At 42.4% G+C, this 16197-nt stretch carries 17 protein-coding genes; 13 read left to right on the top strand and 4 right to left on the bottom strand.

The annotated features are described in order from the left end of the window. Positions 1-143: 143 nt before the first annotated feature. From BLS23_RS00280 to BLS23_RS00295, 4 genes are all read left to right on the top strand, one after another. The gene (locus BLS23_RS00280; RefSeq protein ID WP_089650519.1) at positions 144-1136 is read left to right on the top strand and encodes a class I SAM-dependent methyltransferase; all 993 of its coding nucleotides are present in this window, start codon (positions 144-146) and stop codon (positions 1134-1136) included. Positions 1137-1259: 123 nt separating this feature from the next. Then, positions 1260-2450 carry an acetate kinase gene (locus BLS23_RS00285; protein WP_089650520.1) on the top strand — a complete coding sequence of 397 codons (1191 nt, stop codon included), beginning with the start codon at positions 1260-1262 and terminating at the stop codon, positions 2448-2450. A 93-nt stretch (positions 2451-2543) separates the two neighbouring features. After that, the gene (locus tag BLS23_RS00290; RefSeq protein ID WP_089650521.1) at positions 2544-3374 is read left to right on the top strand and encodes an EcsC family protein; all 831 of its coding nucleotides are present in this window, start codon (positions 2544-2546) and stop codon (positions 3372-3374) included. After that, positions 3375-3887 carry a MogA/MoaB family molybdenum cofactor biosynthesis protein gene (locus BLS23_RS00295; protein ID WP_089650522.1) on the top strand — a complete coding sequence of 171 codons (513 nt, stop codon included), beginning with the start codon at positions 3375-3377 and terminating at the stop codon, positions 3885-3887. It begins immediately after the preceding gene. 23 nt (positions 3888-3910) lie between these two features. On the opposite strand, the gene BLS23_RS00300 is transcribed toward BLS23_RS00295, so the two are convergent. Further along, positions 3911-4375 (bottom strand): universal stress protein, encoded by a 465-nt coding sequence (locus BLS23_RS00300; protein WP_089650523.1) that lies wholly within the window; start codon positions 4373-4375, stop codon positions 3911-3913. A gap of 277 nt (positions 4376-4652) precedes the next feature. Beyond that, on the bottom strand, positions 4653-5969 hold the full coding sequence (locus BLS23_RS00305) for a purine-cytosine permease family protein (protein WP_425250608.1): 1317 nt from the start codon (positions 5967-5969) through the stop codon (positions 4653-4655). 78 nt (positions 5970-6047) lie between these two features. Here BLS23_RS00305 and BLS23_RS00310 point away from each other — a divergent pair, with 78 nt between their 5' ends. Together BLS23_RS00310 and ald are read left to right on the top strand one after the other, a co-directional pair. Then, a complete protein-coding gene (locus tag BLS23_RS00310) occupies positions 6048-6806 on the top strand; it encodes an SDR family oxidoreductase (RefSeq protein ID WP_089650525.1) in 759 nt (252 codons plus the stop codon). Positions 6807-6959: 153 nt separating this feature from the next. Continuing rightward, the gene (gene ald / locus BLS23_RS00315; RefSeq protein ID WP_089650526.1) at positions 6960-8078 is read left to right on the top strand and encodes an alanine dehydrogenase; all 1119 of its coding nucleotides are present in this window, start codon (positions 6960-6962) and stop codon (positions 8076-8078) included. Positions 8079-8385: 307 nt separating this feature from the next. On the opposite strand, the gene BLS23_RS00320 is transcribed toward ald, so the two are convergent. Further along, positions 8386-9354, bottom strand: a complete 969-nt coding sequence (locus BLS23_RS00320; protein ID WP_089650527.1) for a bile acid:sodium symporter family protein — start codon at positions 9352-9354, stop codon at positions 8386-8388. 222 nt (positions 9355-9576) lie between these two features. Between BLS23_RS00320 and BLS23_RS00325 the strand changes: the two genes are divergently transcribed. From BLS23_RS00325 to BLS23_RS00355, 7 genes are all read left to right on the top strand, one after another. Continuing rightward, positions 9577-10089, top strand: coding sequence for a DUF4178 domain-containing protein (locus BLS23_RS00325; protein WP_089650528.1), 513 nt, complete (start codon positions 9577-9579; stop codon positions 10087-10089). A gap of 12 nt (positions 10090-10101) precedes the next feature. Further along, positions 10102-10773 (top strand): PspA/IM30 family protein, encoded by a 672-nt coding sequence (locus tag BLS23_RS00330; RefSeq protein WP_089650529.1) that lies wholly within the window; start codon positions 10102-10104, stop codon positions 10771-10773. Between the two features lie 164 nt (positions 10774-10937). Continuing rightward, on the top strand, positions 10938-11609 hold the full coding sequence (locus BLS23_RS00335; RefSeq protein WP_244157014.1) for a DUF4247 domain-containing protein: 672 nt from the start codon (positions 10938-10940) through the stop codon (positions 11607-11609). Positions 11610-11623: 14 nt separating this feature from the next. Beyond that, positions 11624-12019 carry a DUF350 domain-containing protein gene (locus tag BLS23_RS00340; protein WP_089650530.1) on the top strand — a complete coding sequence of 132 codons (396 nt, stop codon included), beginning with the start codon at positions 11624-11626 and terminating at the stop codon, positions 12017-12019. 85 nt (positions 12020-12104) lie between these two features. Beyond that, the gene (locus BLS23_RS00345; RefSeq protein ID WP_089650531.1) at positions 12105-13652 is read left to right on the top strand and encodes a polyamine aminopropyltransferase; all 1548 of its coding nucleotides are present in this window, start codon (positions 12105-12107) and stop codon (positions 13650-13652) included. Positions 13653-13681: 29 nt separating this feature from the next. After that, the gene (locus BLS23_RS00350; RefSeq protein ID WP_089650532.1) at positions 13682-14362 is read left to right on the top strand and encodes a metal-dependent hydrolase; all 681 of its coding nucleotides are present in this window, start codon (positions 13682-13684) and stop codon (positions 14360-14362) included. 148 nt (positions 14363-14510) lie between these two features. Beyond that, positions 14511-15824 (top strand): DRTGG domain-containing protein, encoded by a 1314-nt coding sequence (locus tag BLS23_RS00355; RefSeq protein ID WP_089650533.1) that lies wholly within the window; start codon positions 14511-14513, stop codon positions 15822-15824. 38 nt (positions 15825-15862) lie between these two features. On the opposite strand, the gene BLS23_RS00360 is transcribed toward BLS23_RS00355, so the two are convergent. After that, a complete protein-coding gene (locus BLS23_RS00360) occupies positions 15863-16165 on the bottom strand; it encodes a YtpI family protein (protein WP_089650534.1) in 303 nt (100 codons plus the stop codon). Between the last annotated feature and the right edge of the window lie 32 nt (positions 16166-16197).

Here is a 16197-nt window from a genome sequence, read left to right on the forward strand (position 1 = left end):
AATTCGATATGGTGGATATAGATGAAAACGTAAACGAAGGTTGGCGCATCATGTTTGATTCAAACAGCTGCGCCAATTTCTTTTGAAATGGTTCTATTAAGTATACCAAGCGAGAGCATGATTTTATTTTAAGGAGAATGATTATGAAGCAGGAACGAGTGGAAAAACTATTTCAATGGATTGATGATACTTCAACGGTCATATCCGAAGACTTGAATATCACCTATTTAGAAGCGATCGCAGAAACGATGGATGTCCTATTTAATGGACAGCCTTTTGATGATATGGGAGATTCTTTGCAGACCTTTCTTACGAATGAACTGGTTAAAGTGAAAAGAGAAGAATTTGAAAAAGAAGAAATACGAAAAGCTGTTCAACTGGCCATTCTAAAGGGCATGAAAGGAGCCACGCAACAGCAACATTTGATCACACCAGATTCGGTGGCCATGTTCATGGGTTATCTAGCTTCCAAATTGTTTGAAGGAAAAGAAAGCTTGAAACTCTTCGATCCAGCTTCGGGAAGCGGAAATTTAATTACTTCCGTCATGAACCAGCTGGATATGTCTCTACAAGCGTATGCCAGTGAAGTAGACCCTACGCTCATTCAGCTTGCCGTAGCGAATGCCAATCTGCAAAAAAATGAAATTGAATTCTTCCACCAGGACAGTCTTGCCCCTTTCTTAATGGAGCCTGTCGATTTTGTACTGGCTGATCTTCCTGTTGGTTATTATCCGGATGACGCTCAAGCAGCAAGATATAAGCTGAAAGCGGACGAAGGCTTGTCCTATGCCCATCATCTGTTTATTGAGCAGGGATTGAATTATACAAAAGAAGGCGGCTTCCTTATGTTCATTGTGCCGAACTTCCTTTTTGAGAGTGAGCAGTCTAAGGCGCTGAATGCATTCTTGCGTGAACATGCTCACATCGTTGGGATGCTTCAACTTTCTGATAGCTTATTCAAAGATGAAAAGCACGGAAAGAGCATTTTGATTTTACAAAAGAAAGGCCAAGAGACGAAGGCGCCGAAGCAGGCGTTATTAGCCAAGCTTCCTTCCTTCAAGAATCCGAATGGGATGGCGGATATTCTTACCCAGATGAACCAATGGTTTGATGAATATAAAAGAACGCAATTGTGAGAAAATAACGAATATAACAAGTAAACGTTATCATCGGTCAACAACCTTGAAATCGTTGAAAACGGGTGATTAAATGGTAGTGGTAGAAAATTACGAACCTAAATTCTAAGGGGATGAGCAACGTTGAGTAATAAAATTCTTGCTATAAATGCAGGTAGTTCATCACTGAAATTCCAACTGATTGAAATGCCTGAAGAAACTGTAATTACCAAAGGTCTAGTCGAGCGTATCGGCTTGAATGATGCTGTATTTACAATTGAAGTAAATGATGAAAAAGATGAAACCGTAACAGATATCCCTGATCATGGAGAAGCTGTAAAAATGCTTCTTGATAAATTGACAGCGAACGGAATCATCGATTCACTGGATGAGATCAATGGTGTGGGACACCGTGTTGTCCACGGAGGCGAGCGTTTCAGCGAGTCTGTACTCATCACTGATGAAGTGATCAAAGAAATTGAGGAAGTATCTGATTTGGCTCCATTGCATAACCCTGCAAACTTGACTGGAATCAACGCTTTCCGTGAAGTACTTCCGAACGTACCTCATGTAGCTGTGTTTGATACGGCATTCCACCAGTCCATGCCGGAACAGTCTTACCTATACAGCCTGCCATATGAGTACTATGAAGAATATGGGATCCGTAAGTATGGTTTCCATGGTACTTCTCACAAGTATGTTTCTGAACGTGCAGCAGAGATGCTGGGGCGCCCGGTAGAAGAGCTTCGCCTCCTATCCTGCCACCTAGGAAACGGTGCTAGTATTGCAGCTATTGAAGGCGGCAAATCCATCGATACATCTATGGGCTTCACACCACTAGCCGGGGTTACTATGGGGACTCGCTCTGGTAACATCGACCCTGCATTGATTCCATTCATCATGGAGAAAACAGGCAAAACAGCGAATGAAGTCATGAATGTATTGAACAAAGAAAGTGGTATGCTTGCTCTTTCTGGTTTCTCCAGTGACTTGAGAGATATCGAAAAGCGTGCAGAAGAAGGAGACGAGCGTGCGGAGCTCGCTCTTGAAGTCTTTTCCGCACGTATCCACAAATATATCGGTTCTTACGCAGCCCGTATGCACGGCATCGACGGAATTATTTTCACTGCCGGTGTCGGTGAGAATAGTGTTACTATGCGTGAACGTGTGTTGAAAGGCCTTGAGTTCATGGGCGTTTATTGGGACCCTGCTCTTAACAAAGTTCGTGGAAAAGAAGCCTTTGTAAACTACCCTCACTCCCCTGTGAAGGTCATGATTATTCCAACAAACGAAGAAGTCATGATTGCTCGTGACACGGTTGAAAAAGGATTATAATAGAAAAAGCAATCGTACCTAGGGTACGATTGCTTTTTTTTGAGCTTTCAGTCTACAATATATGGTAAGAAACAAAGACGAGGAGGGAGCGCTTTGTCACACCAACGCATACGTACGGAGTTAAAGACATGGTTAGAGCAATACCAGCAGTATCAGCCGAATGATTTTGAAATGGTTTATGATCATTGGGTACAACAAAATTTGATGAATGTGGATCCTCAAGTGAAAAAAGCATTTTTCTCAAAATTAGATGCCTGGTTCTTCCATACGCATGCTTTTTTACAAGGAACCTCCTATCAATATGAGGCTAGAGAACGAATACTAACGGTGGGAAGAATTTTTTCCAATAAGATTGAAAAAATCGAAGATATGGAGAAAGAGTTGACCGTAGAACAGTTGACCTACATAGCCGAGCAGCAGATGGCTCGGGGGAGACTTTATTCCTTTGCCCAGGGTGGCTTGACAGGAGCAGGTGGCTGGCTTTTCCTAGGGATGGATTACCCTCTGATGATGTTAATGAACCTAAGAGCCATTCAACTGATTGGTTTGACATTTGGTCATGAGATGAACCACCCTTACGAAATGATGATCTCCCTCAAAGTTTTCCATGCCGCTACCTTACCGAAAAGACTGAAAGCGAGTGCTTGGAATGATTTAATTGAAGAAGTGGAGAAGAAAGAGCACCCCTATATTTTTGCAGGTGAGGACCAATTGACAGATGAAGGTTGGATGGAACAACCGATGAAACAATGTTTCAAATCCTTATTCATCCTCATGTTCAGAAAAAAGCTCATTCAAGGTTTACCATTCATCAGTATTGCGATAGGGGCTTATTCAAACTATCATTTAACAAAACAAGTGACAGAGTTCGCCATGAAGTTTTATCAATACCGTCATCTTATGAACAAGGAAGGAGCGTCTTGATTGACCGTAGAAGAACATAAAGCAAGGGCAAGTGATTCAATTTCCTGCCTTGTACTCACAGTGAGCGACACACGCACAGAAGAAACGGACAAAAGCGGTAAGCTAATGATCGATAAGCTTACAGATGAAGGGCACAAAGTGAGTGAATACCATATTGTGAAAGATGAACAAAGTCAAATTCGTGACTATATGCAACGAGGAGTGGACGACCCAAAAATCGACGCAGTTTTAATAAACGGCGGTACAGGGATGGCTAAAAGGGATGTAACGATTGAAGTGATCGAAAAGGTGCTGAATAAAGAGATGCCTGGTTTCGGAGAGATCTTCAGAATGCTTAGCTACACAGAAGATATTGGATCTGCAGCTATCTTATCCCGGGCTATCGCTGGTGTATCCGGACGAACGGCTGTTTTCTCAACCCCAGGTTCTTCTGGTGCTGTCACACTTGCGATGGATCGATTAATTCTTCCTGAACTTCCACACATTGTTGGAGAACTGAATAAAGACAAATAAAAGAGCCCCGAAACAGGGCTCTTTTATTTGTCTTGGCTTTCTTCCGTGTCATCCGGTCGAACAACAAGCACATCGCAGGTAGCGTATCTTGTTATGTGTTCGGACACACTACCGATAAAGAAACGTTCCATTGCATTTAAACCAGTTGCACCACAGATGATAAGGTCAGCATTATATTTCGGAGCGACATCTTTAGCAATTTTAACTTTTGGAGAACCGTATTCAACATCAACAACTACATTCTTCACACCGGCTTTTTCTGCTTTTTCCTGGTAGTCATTTAATAATTCGGTCGCATATTGTTCGGCACGGATCGCAAGGGATCGGTCATAAGCTTCTACGGTCGCAAAGGCTCTAGTATCCACCACGTGAGCTAAAACCAGCTTCGCCTCATTCCGGTTCGCAATGTCAATGGCTTTATTAAATGCCACTTCTGCCGTAACGGAACCGTCGACCGCCACTACAATATCTTTGTATTCAAAAGTCATGCTGGATGCCTCCTCTCTTTTCTATATCTTTATTATATCATGCCTGTTTATTGGATAGACGCTCAAGTCGCGCATAACTTTAACAATTTTTCGAAAACTAAACAAGGGAGGTGTTTACATGAAGAAACCGAAGAATCCAATCGAAAGAGAAAAAGAGATGGAACAGGAACAACAACTCATGCAGGCGATGAATGAAAGTTACCAATCTGGAAGTAAAAAAGAAGATTCACGTTAATAAAAGCCCCAACAGCCCTAAGCTGTTGGGGCAATGAAATTATTATTTTTTTATAAAAATAGGGTAAACCGTAAAGATGACCAAGAATGTTAAGAATCCTGGAGACCATTCATCCGGAAGAAGGAAATAAAGCAGGCTCCCTGCCATAATCGCTCCCATAGCTAAGCTGTTCACATAGCGTGGCTTCGTCAATAGAGTCAAATCTTCTTCACTCAAATAGTTTCTTTTTACAATGAGGTAATCACTGCAGATAACAGCTGATATCGGGATGATCAACCCGCCAAGCAAAGAGATAAATGATTCTGCTTCATTTACAAGGGCAGGGAAACCACTAAGGCACACACCTACTGAACCGAAGGTAATGGCAGCTTGAACTCTAGAAAGTTTTGGGAAGGTATTCAAAAGGCTGAATCCCCCTGTATAAGCATTACTTACATTAATGCTGATCATGGAAATGATGGCTGTCCCTGTAATAATCGCTATAAGAAGCGGGGAATTTGTCAAGTCCGTGGAGGATACATAAGGGTTAATATTGTGAAACAGATAGGCGGATGCACACCCGATAACCGCTGTAATAAAGAAGCCGATTCCATTACCAATGAGTAATCCATAAAACCCTTGAGAAGGGGATTTTGCATACCTTGTCATATCCGCTGATGCGCTTACGCCTGATACATATTGAACAAAAGCAAGGCTTGCAAAAAAGAACATGGAGGAGAATGACCCTTCCAAGCCTCCATTTTGAAGCACCATCAGTGAATCAGGTGTTTGATTTGTAGTAAAGTAAACATACAAGATCGTTGCTTCACCCAGGAGCAATAAAGGTAAAAAATAGCTCATGGCTTGTTTTACCGCATTAAAACCAACGATCGCAAGTGTAACCATGAGAATAGAAAGTGGTATAGAATAGACCCAAAACGGGAGATCTATACCTGTTAAACGTAAGATGAGTTGTTGGATGACATAAGTGCCGCCGATGGTTTGTACACTGAACCAATAAAGGGAAGTGAGGGTTCGGATCGGTGCAGATAAATAACGGGTTCCATTTACTCCAAGAATTGTACGAAGTGCATATTGAGCCGGGATGCCAAGTCTAGCACCTGGTAAGGATAAAAAGGATACAAGTAAGAAGCCGAGGAGTGCTCCGATACTCGTGGAGATGACTCCTGTCCAGAACGAAAGTCCTCCTTCCAAGACAGCTAATGCGGGAACGAGGAAGTTTCCTGCATTCGCAGCTATGGCAATCTGTATGAAAGCAAAGCGGTACCAGGGTGTATCCCGTCTGTCGACAGGGACAGCTTCTAAACCATACTGTTCGATCACATGTTTCCGTGGTGCATAAGCTTTCAAAACGTTCACGTCCTTTCTGACCCAATCATTGTACAGAAAGGTGACTCATGTGTAAATGAAAATAGAGACTCAAGGAGGTTTGGAAAGATGAGACATGCACTGATTACAGCTGGCACCAAGGGGCTTGGAAGAAAAGTAGCCGAGCATATGCTGAAACAAAATCATTCCATTACCGTTACATATAGAAATGACGAGGCTAAAGCCCTCTCTTTACTCGATGATTTTCCAGATGACCATGACAGAATTCAAATCATACAGGCTGATGTGACAGTGAAAGAAGATATTCATCGCCTTACAGAGAAAACATTGAAGCGCTTTGGCAGGGTGGATTATTTAATTAATAATGCCGGGCCTTATATCTTTGAACGAAAAAAACTGATGGACTACACAGAAGAGGAATGGAACTCGATGATCCGAGGAAACCTTGATGCTGTTTTTTACCTTATGAAAGCCACTGTTCCTCATATGAGAAAGCAAAATTTCGGCAGAATCATTAATTATGGGTTCCAAGGAGCTCAATCTGCTTCAGGGTGGATCTATCGTTCTGCTTTTGCTGCAGCCAAAGTTGGGCTTGTTTCCTTAACTAAAACCATTGCTTATGAAGAAGCAGAATATGGAATCACATCAAATATGATATGTCCGGGAAACATAATAGGAGAGTGGAAGGAATCCTGCATTGAGGTGAGCAGAAAAACCAAAGATGAAGAAACCCCGATTGGAAGGCCAGGAACGGGAGAAGATGTAGCACGAACCATTGATTTTTTATGTCAAGAAGACTCGGATATGATTACAGGTACGATTTATGAAGTCACCGGGGGATTGGACGTTATTCACAGACACCGGTAATGGATAAAGTAAGGATCAAATTTTGTAGTATCTTCATCACATGTAAAAGATTTGGTACAATGAAAGGGCTTTCTTAAATCTTTGGTTGACTTTAATGCCAAGCACTATGAGAAGAAGCAATATTCATAAGTGGAACAAGGAGGTTGGATTGCGGTGAAAATAGGAGTACCAAAAGAAGTGAAAAATAATGAAAATCGTATAGCGATGACGCCTGCAGGAGTGGTCAGCTTAACCAATGCAGGACATGAAGTGTTTGTAGAAACACATGCGGGATTAGGTTCAGGATTCACCGATGATCAGTACAGAGAAGCAGGTGCTACAATCGTTGAGTCAGCTCAGAAAGCATGGAGTCAGGAAATGGTCATGAAAGTGAAAGAACCGGTTCCAGGAGAGTACGACTATTTTTATGAAGGCTTAATCTTATTTACTTACTTACACTTAGCGCCGGAATCTGAATTGACGAAAGCACTCGTAAATAAGAAAGTGATTTCAATTGCCTATGAAACCGTACAACTACCGAACGGATCATTACCGCTTTTAACACCTATGAGTGAAGTAGCAGGAAGAATGGCTTCCCAAATCGGTGCTCAATACCTTGAAAAATCAAAAGGCGGAAAAGGAATTCTTTTAGGGGGCATCCCTGGTGTACGTCGCGGGAGAGTCACAGTGATCGGCGGTGGAGTTGTAGGAACGAATGCAGCTAAAATCGCCATGGGTCTGGGAGCCGATGTCACCATTATTGACCTCAACCCTGAGCGTCTGCGTCAACTTGATGATATTTTTGGTTCTGATATCAACACGTTGATGTCAAACCCGCTTAATATTCAAGAGGCCTTGGAAGAGTCTGACCTTGTCATTGGAGCCGTCCTTATACCAGGAGCTAAAGCGCCAAGCCTTGTTACAGAAGATATGGTCAAATCGATGAAAGAAGGGTCTGTCATTGTGGATGTAGCCATCGACCAGGGAGGCATTTTCGAAACGACCGACCGAATCACCACTCATGATGATCCCACTTATGAAAAGCATGGGGTGCTTCACTATGCGGTAGCAAACATGCCGGGAGCCGTCCCGAGAACGTCCACGATCGGGTTAACGAATGTAACGGTTCCTTACGCTCTTCAGTTAGCGAATAAGGGGTACGTGAGGGCCTGTCAAGAAAACGAGGCACTCTATAAAGGTCTCAACACGCTTGACGGACATGTGACCTACAAAGCGGTCGCCGAGGCTCAAGGTCTTGAATATACAGATGCCAAGCAACTTTTTAATAAATAATGATTTAAAAAAAGAGCGCGGACTCCACGTCCACGCTCTTTTCATATTTACGATACCATTCTTACACAATATGGTTGAATTGTGTAAGACTTGATTTCGAGATGTTACGGGGTTCGTTTGCCTTGCCGTTCGGCTTATGACAGTCGTCTCTCCCAGGGCGATTCCGCATTTGTACACTTTCCTGTGGGGGAGCGCCGAGCTGAAAGCGAGCTATTCCCCGCAGCCCCTATCCACTCAACAAAAGTATCGAAACTGAGTTTTCAAGAATAGGGAGCATTTACGGAATATTGATCACTAATGGTGTTCTTTAGGCAGATTTGATGTGATTTTGGTTTGTATCTTTTGTGTCTGCATCCTTCTGTTTTCTGAAGATGGTTGCAATGATGGGACCGGAAATGTTGTGCCAAACACTGAAAATGGCACTTGGCACAGCTGCGAGCGGGTTGAAGTGTACAGCTGCGAGCGAAGCTCCGAGACCAGAATTTTGCATGCCAACCTCAATGGAAATGGCTCGTTGTTTTGCCGGCTCCATGTTAAACAACTTCCCTAAACCATAGCCAGCTAAGTAACCGAGGAGGTTATGGACGACGACGATCGCGAATATAGCTGCCCCTGTCTCGGCAATTTGAGATTGATTGACACTCACGACTGCAGCTACGATGGCTACAATACTAATAACCGATACAAGTGGGAGGGCCTTGACCGTTGCTTGTACTTTATTCTTGAAAATGGCTTGGACAATAAGTCCTAGAAGAATCGGAATAAGAACGACCTTAACGATGGATACGAATAGGTCTCCTGCTGAAACTGGAAGCCATTGGCTTGCAAATACCCAAACGAGTAAAGGGGTGAAAAGAGGCGCCAACAGAGTTGATACAGCTGTAATAGAAACGGAAAGAGCCGTGTCACCTTTGGAGAGATAAGTCATAACATTGGAAGAAGTTCCGCCTGGACAACATCCCACAAGAATGACACCTACCGCTACTTCTGTCGATACGGGCAGGATGGTCACTAGGAGAAAAGCGAGAAGCGGCATAAGCGTAAACTGTGCCCCCACCCCGATGGCTACATCTTTCGGTCTTTTGAAAACCTCCTGGAAGTCTTGTTTAGATAGAGTCAATCCCATCCCAAACATGATAATTCCTAATAAGGGAACAATATATGGGGCAATCCATGTGAATCCTCCTGGAAGATAAAAAGATAAGGCCGCAAAAAGGAGGACCCAGACAGCGAAAGTGCTGCCTGCAAATTGACTTACTTTTTCTAATGTTTTCATCTGTTTCAACTCCTTATGTAAAAGATATTTTCTGATTATACGCTCTTTTCAGAAAAAACAAAGGTTCAAAGAAGAGAAAAAAATGAAAAAAATAAGATAAGGCCGAGGATTTGAGATTCTTTTGAATTCTGCGTAAAATAAAAAGAAAAAAGATGAAACCTTTTATAAATGCGACACGTACATACAGGTACACAGGGTCACAGTTGAAGGAGAGGTGAAGATTTGGGTTTCTTTTCTAGATTGTTTTCAAAGAGTGAAAAGCAGGAACCAGAAGTGAAAGAGCGAACACCGTTGAATATCCAAGTCGGTGACATTGTTACGTACGATCTTGTGGACTATGAAGTTGTTGGTAAGATTACGTATCGGGACGGTGGTTATGAGTGGTTTTCTTATCAGCTATTGGAAGGTGATCAAACGAAATGGCTCGCTGCTGAAATGGATGATGAGCTGGAACTAGGGGTGTATGAGACGGTAAAACTCCCTGTTTCCTTGCCCTTCCCTAAAAAACTCGAATACGAGGGTCAAACCTTTTTTAAAGATGAAGAAGGAGAAGCACGCGTAACGGGAGAAGGAAGAAGCAAAAACATCAATGGACGTACCTCTCGATATGCGGAGTATATTTCTGAAGATGAAGAAACATATCTAAGCCTTGAATCATGGGGCAGTGAAGTAGAAGTAAGTGTTGGGTATGACATCGAAGCATATGAAATCAAAATACTAGCAGGTTCAAAATAAGGAGGAAAAAATATGTTTAAATTTTTTAATCGTGTAAAAACAGTTGTAGGTTCTGAGTTGAACTCCATGTTGGATAAAGCAGAAGACCCTGTGAAAATGCTGGACCAATTCATGCGTGATATGGAGAACGACATCCGTGAAGCTGAAAGTGCGGTAGCGAAGCAAATTGCGAATGAAAAAATGTTGAAACGTAAATATGATGATTCTCAGGCTCTTGTGGATAAGCGTATGCAGCAGGCGGAAAAAGCCATTGAGGCAGGAAATGAAGATTTGGCTCGCCGCGCACTGGAAGATAAGAAGAACCATCAGGATCAAGCAGATCAATTCAAGGCTTCTTGGGAACGTGCTCAGCAGGATGCGAATAACCTTCGTCAAAAACTAGATGAAATGAAGAAGGAATATCAGGAAATGAAGTTGAAGAAAGATTCTTTGAAAGCACGTGCAGAGTCTGCGAAAACGCGTACTAAAATGAACCGCACCATGTCAAACATTGGTGGGGATGAGTCACGACAAGGTTTTGAACGCATGGAAGAAAAAGTCATGCACTATGAAGCTGAAGCTGAAACAAGTGAGGATATGTCCTCACAGAGCCGCTCCTTAGACGACGAATTCGAGGATTTGGATAATAAAGATAGCGTGGACAGTGAGTTAGAAGAACTGAAGAAAAAGATGAACAAAGAATAATCTCTGGTCCAACATTCGTGCCTGGCCAAGTGGTCAGGCACGGCTATTTTATGGTCTGGAAAAATAACAAAGTCCGAGTCGTGGATGGATTGTCCGTAATAGTGACGGCATCCGGCTCTAGCGCTCAGTGCAGCCTGAGCCTTTGTCCTTTGGAAGGAGGGTGTATGTTGAAAGATTATGCAGGGATCATAGTCGTAGGAATCATTGCCTTTTTCTTATTGTTCAATGTATTCGGCGGAAATGACCAAAGAGGAATGTCAGGTTCTTATACCGAAGATACATATGGTGAACTGCCCTCAGAGCCTGATCGGTCAGAGATTCTAAGTGGAATAGAAAATTCGGAAGCCAACGATATTGAATCACTGATTCAGGATCATTTCCCTCTATTGGATACGGTCAGATCCGATCAGGGCATCTCAAGAATTTATATGACAAAAGAATTGTCGTTAACCGAGGTGTCAGATTCTTTGACCTCAGTTATTCCCCCAGAAGAAATAAGTGAAAAGCAGGAAAATAAGCAAGCCCTCATTTATCCTGATCATTTTGTGATCCTCCAGGAAAGTACGGAGGAACCTGGTGTGATTACAATTGAACTTGCATCCGATGATTTTGTGAGGAATCATTATTCTCCTGGTTTCTTTAGTGGTTTATTTTTAGGATCTATTCTGAACCGTTCGTTGGGGTCTAACGACTGGTATGATCGGCGAAGGGCGAATTGCCAACAAACAGGGAACTGTTATGGTGGATATGGGATGTACGGGAATTATAATTCAGGCGGAACCACTTCTATGAGAGGGTCCTCGAACCGTGGTGGAGGCCCTGGTACAGGAAAATAAAGGAGGTTATTTTAATGGAACCATTTTTGGCTACGTTAGGCTATTTTGTGATGGCGGTTGTGATTGTTGTTCTTGGATTGGTTATCTTCGAATGGTTAACTAGGCAGTATAAGGATTGGGAAGAGGTAAAGCAAGGGAATCAGGCTGTTGCAATGTCCATCGCAGGAAAAATCATCGGCATCTGTATTGTTCTGTCGTTTGCAATCTATCATAGTTTTACTGTATGGGATACGTTGATTTGGGGAGCGTACGGGGTTGTCCTTCAAATGATTGCCTACCTTTTATTTGAATTGTTCACACGTAAGTTTTCTGTTGAAACGAAATTGAAGGAAAATAACACAGCGGTCGGAATCATCACGATGGGGGTATCGATCGGTCTAGCCTTCGTTATTGGTGCGTCGATTACATAACGGCGTCAGAACAACTGAGAGAAGCCACTATGAACCATTCTCATAGTGGCTTTTTAACATACAAGTTTAAGTGGAGTGAACGAAAGTGGAAGCGAATATTAGAAAGAGTCATTTTATTTACTGGGCCTCAGGCATTGTTTCCATATGCGGCATTATATTTGAAGTGTTATTTGGGGCGCTCGGATCGTACATTCTCGGTGATGGTGTAAAGCAGTACACGTTGACGATCAGCTTGTTCCTTACCGGGATGGGGATTGGTGCGAGTATAAGTGAGAGAGTAATGAAACAATTGATCGTCACGTTCATTTGGATTGAATTCATGGTCGCACTAATCGGAGGCTTTTCAAGCTTCACGATGTTTGGTATGACGGCTTTTGCTCCTGCAGGTACAGATGCACTGTTTCTATATCTAGTAACATTTACCATTGGGGCTCTGACCGGCCTTGAGCTGCCGATTCTTATTAGAAAAGCGAATGAGATAGGTGTGGAGCTCAACAGAAGTACGGCCAGGGTGTTGTTTTCTGATTATGCCGGTGGGTTGATTGGTGGTCTCCTTTTTGCTTTCTATCTCAGACCACAAATGGGTATGGTGAAAAGCGCCTTTTTTGTTGCTTGTATTAATTTAGCTGTTGCTGTATTGGTCCTGTATTTATTCCGGTCTGAAATTAAGAGGTTCTCCGTTCATTTGACAGGGGCAATCATCATTGGAACTCTTCTTATTGGTGGGCTGTTTTTCGGTGAAGAAATGGCCTTCTCTTTCGAACAGAAGCTATATAAAGATCCCATTATTCATATGGAAGAGAGTGTTTATCAACGGATCGTACTTACAAAGGAGCAGGGAGATACACGTCTATTCTTAAACGGATCCTTGCAATTCAGTTCAACCGATGAACATCGGTATCATGAAACGCTTGTCCACCCACCAGTCGCCTTTTCTGACAAACAAGACAATGTTCTTATCCTAGGTGGGGGAGATGGGATTGCGGCTAAGGAGTTATTAAAGTATCAGGAAATCAAAGAAATTACGCTCGTTGACCTTGATCCTGCTGTCACAAACCTTGCACGAACCAATTTTCATCTGCTGCAAGTAAATAAGGGAGCTCTAGATGATCCAAGGGTTAACGTATTAAATAAAGACGCGTTCAAGTTTTTAGAGGATGCGGATCAATTTTATGATGTAATTATTATCGACCTTCCTGATCCGAATAACGAAAGTCTGAACAAACTCTATACGCGGGAATTTTATTCTTTAGTGAGAAACCATTTATCACCTGGAGGGGCAGTGATGATCCAGGCAACAAGTCCGCTTTTTGCGACAGAAGTGTACTGGACGATTGATAAAACGGTGGCCTCCACAGGACTGTACACAGAAAATTTCCATGTGGATGTTCCGAGCTTCGGAAATTGGGGATTCATTATGGCCGCAAGGGAACCGCTTGCGATCGAAGAGGTCGAATTTACTGTGGAAACTGAATTTCTGACAGAGGAAGTTTTTCAATCCATGACAGTGTTTGGAAAAGATGAAGATGGGGAAATCTTGAATGGAGAAGGCCAAGTGGTCAAGTTGGAACCCAATACCTTAATTAATCCACATCTCATTCAAAAGTATGAACAAGCTTGGCGAAACTATTGAATCAGCAAAGTTTAAAAGGAGTGTTATGGATGAAAGTTTCTTATCATGGTCATGCTGTTGTGAAAGTTGAAGCAAATGGAAAGACGATTCTTTTTGATCCGTTCATTTCGGACAACGGGAATACAGATCTGGATGCTGACCAAGTAAAAGCAGATGTGATTTTGCTCACTCATGGTCACAACGATCACGTTGGGGATACATTTGAGATTGCAAAAAGAAATGATGCACAAGTCATCGCTCCGTTCGAGTTAGCTACTTATCTTGGAAATAAAGGCCTGAACGCTCATCCTATGTATATCGGTGGAGGTCATGAATTCGATTTTGGGCATGTGAAATTCACCCAAGCTTTTCATGGTTCTTCTTATCAGGAAGAGGATGGAACGATCGTGTATACAGGGATGCCTACAGGAATTTTACTAACGATTGATGGAAAGACCATTTATCACGCCGGAGACACCGGTTTATTCTCTGATATGAAGATGATTGGGGAACGTAATGATATTGACCTTGCTTTCCTTCCTATTGGCGACAATTTCACAATGGGACCATCTGATGCGCTCGTCGCTGCTGAATGGCTCCAAGCGAAACAGGTCGTGCCTGTTCACTACAACACGTTTGATTTAATTGCTCAGGACGGGGATGCATTTGCTCAAGAAGTGAAACCAGGAAAAGGACATGCATTAAAGCCGGGAGAATCTATTGACCTCTAAGAATAAGAGACTCAAAGCCGTTTGTCTACTCAGGGACAAACGGCTTTTTTTCTGAAACTTCAGGAAGAAATTGCGGATCATCTGTATCAACTGTATAATAACAATTAAAAGAAATTGGATTAGTACAGTTAGAAAGTTTGGTGGGCATATGGCAACAAAACACGAACAGATCCTGGAACACATTGAATCCCTTTCGGTCGGCAGCAAAATATCTGTCAGAAGAATAGCGAAAGCATTGAATGTCAGTGAAGGTACAGCCTACAGGGCAATCAAAGAAGCGGAGAACCAGGACCTTGTCAGCACGATGGAACGTGTCGGAACCATCAGAATTGAAAAGAAGAAAAAAGAGAACATAGAAAAATTGACGTTTGCTGAAATTGTGAATGTCGTCGATGGGCAAGTCCTTGGAGGACGCGAAGGTTTATATAAAACCCTAAGTAAATTCGTCATAGGTGCGATGAAGCTTGAAGCGATGATGCGTTATACGGAAGCGGGTTCTCTTCTTATTGTAGGAAACCGGACAAATGCTCATGAGCTTGCAGTGAAAGAAGGGGCGGCTGTTTTAATTACAGGTGGATTCGATACGAGTGAAGCGGTTAAAAAGCTGGCTGATGAAAAGAAGCTTCCCGTCATTTCTACCAGTTATGATACATTTACAGTCGCAACGATGATCAATAGAGCCATCTATGATCAATTAATTAAAAAAGAAATTGTACTTGTCGATGATATTTATACTTCTTATGAGGAATCAAAGTTCTTGCAATCATCGGATGCAGTTGCCAGGTGGCATGAATTTAACACAGCCACAGGGCATAGCCGCTATCCTGTCGTAGATCAGCAGAATCGTGTGGTTGGCATCGTCACTTCAAGAGATGTAATTGGAAAGGATAAAGAGACGCGGATTGAAAAAGTCATGACACGAAACCCGATGACCGTCCATGCCAAAACCTCCCTTGCGAACGCTGCCCATGTCATGGTTTGGGAAGGGATTGAACTAATGCCCGTTGTCGATCCTTCCCATAAACTTCAAGGGATCATTTCCCGTCAGGATGTGTTGAAAGCACTGCAGCATATCCAAAGGCAGCCTCAGGTAGGCGAAACAATTGATGATCTTGCGACAAATCGCATGGAAGTCATCACAGAAGATGACTCAACACCTGTTTGGCAAACGAAAGTAACACCTCAAATGACGAATCCTCTTGGTACGATGTCCTATGGTGTTTTCATTTCGTTAATCACAGAAGCGTCGAGTCGATTATTAAGGAAGTATAAAAAAGGCGATCTTGTTGTTGAAAACATTTCTGTCTATTTCATTAAGCCCGTTCAAATCGAAAGTGATATAGAAGTGCGGCCTCAAATTCTTGAGGTCGGAAGGAAATTCGCAAAAGTAGACATTGAGGTTCACCATGAAAAATCTATCGTTGGAAAAGCTCTTCTAATGGCACAGCTCATTGATCGATAAAAAAAGTCGCTGAACAACAGCGACTTTTTCTTAGACATTCATGATTGAGGGCTTGTGCGGTGCTTTTGAAATTCTGCCTGATAATGCTTGCTTGATTTCCATCCCAGCCGGGCTTGGAAAATACCGAAGGCAATGAATACGATACCTACAAAAAGTGAAAGTTTCGTTTGGTAGAATACATACTGGTTAATCCCAAAAAAGAAAATGAAACTTCCAAGGAATAGTTTGGATTTACTATTTAAGTATTCTTGAGTTAGAGGGTCATTGGAACGGACAATCATCACCTTGTAGTAGATATAAAGTACAAAAGAGACTAATATAAGGATCGGAAAAATAATCATTTGATCGACTCCTGCGTTTAAATTTCCCTTTT

Source organism: Halobacillus aidingensis, from assembly GCF_900104185.1.
Classification (GTDB): domain Bacteria; phylum Bacillota; class Bacilli; order Bacillales; family Halobacillaceae; genus Halobacillus; species Halobacillus aidingensis.

Bases quoted from the DNA above. Each gene is read 5' to 3' on its own strand.
- BLS23_RS00320 (WP_089650527.1), bottom strand. From the start codon at position 9,354: ATGAAAACATTAGAAAAAGTAAGTCAATTTGCAGGCAGCACTTTCGCT.
- BLS23_RS00360 (WP_089650534.1), bottom strand. From the start codon at position 16,165: ATGATTATTTTTCCGATCCTTATATTAGTCTCTTTTGTACTTTATATC.
- BLS23_RS00280 (WP_089650519.1), top strand. From the start codon at position 144: ATGAAGCAGGAACGAGTGGAAAAACTATTTCAATGGATTGATGATACT.
- BLS23_RS00335 (WP_244157014.1), top strand. From the start codon at position 10,938: ATGTTGAAAGATTATGCAGGGATCATAGTCGTAGGAATCATTGCCTTT.
- BLS23_RS00330 (WP_089650529.1), top strand. From the start codon at position 10,102: ATGTTTAAATTTTTTAATCGTGTAAAAACAGTTGTAGGTTCTGAGTTG.
- BLS23_RS00355 (WP_089650533.1), top strand. From the start codon at position 14,511: ATGGCAACAAAACACGAACAGATCCTGGAACACATTGAATCCCTTTCG.
- BLS23_RS00350 (WP_089650532.1), top strand. From the start codon at position 13,682: ATGAAAGTTTCTTATCATGGTCATGCTGTTGTGAAAGTTGAAGCAAAT.
- BLS23_RS00300 (WP_089650523.1), bottom strand. From the start codon at position 4,375: ATGACTTTTGAATACAAAGATATTGTAGTGGCGGTCGACGGTTCCGTT.
- BLS23_RS00340 (WP_089650530.1), top strand. From the start codon at position 11,624: ATGGAACCATTTTTGGCTACGTTAGGCTATTTTGTGATGGCGGTTGTG.
- BLS23_RS00310 (WP_089650525.1), top strand. From the start codon at position 6,048: ATGAGACATGCACTGATTACAGCTGGCACCAAGGGGCTTGGAAGAAAA.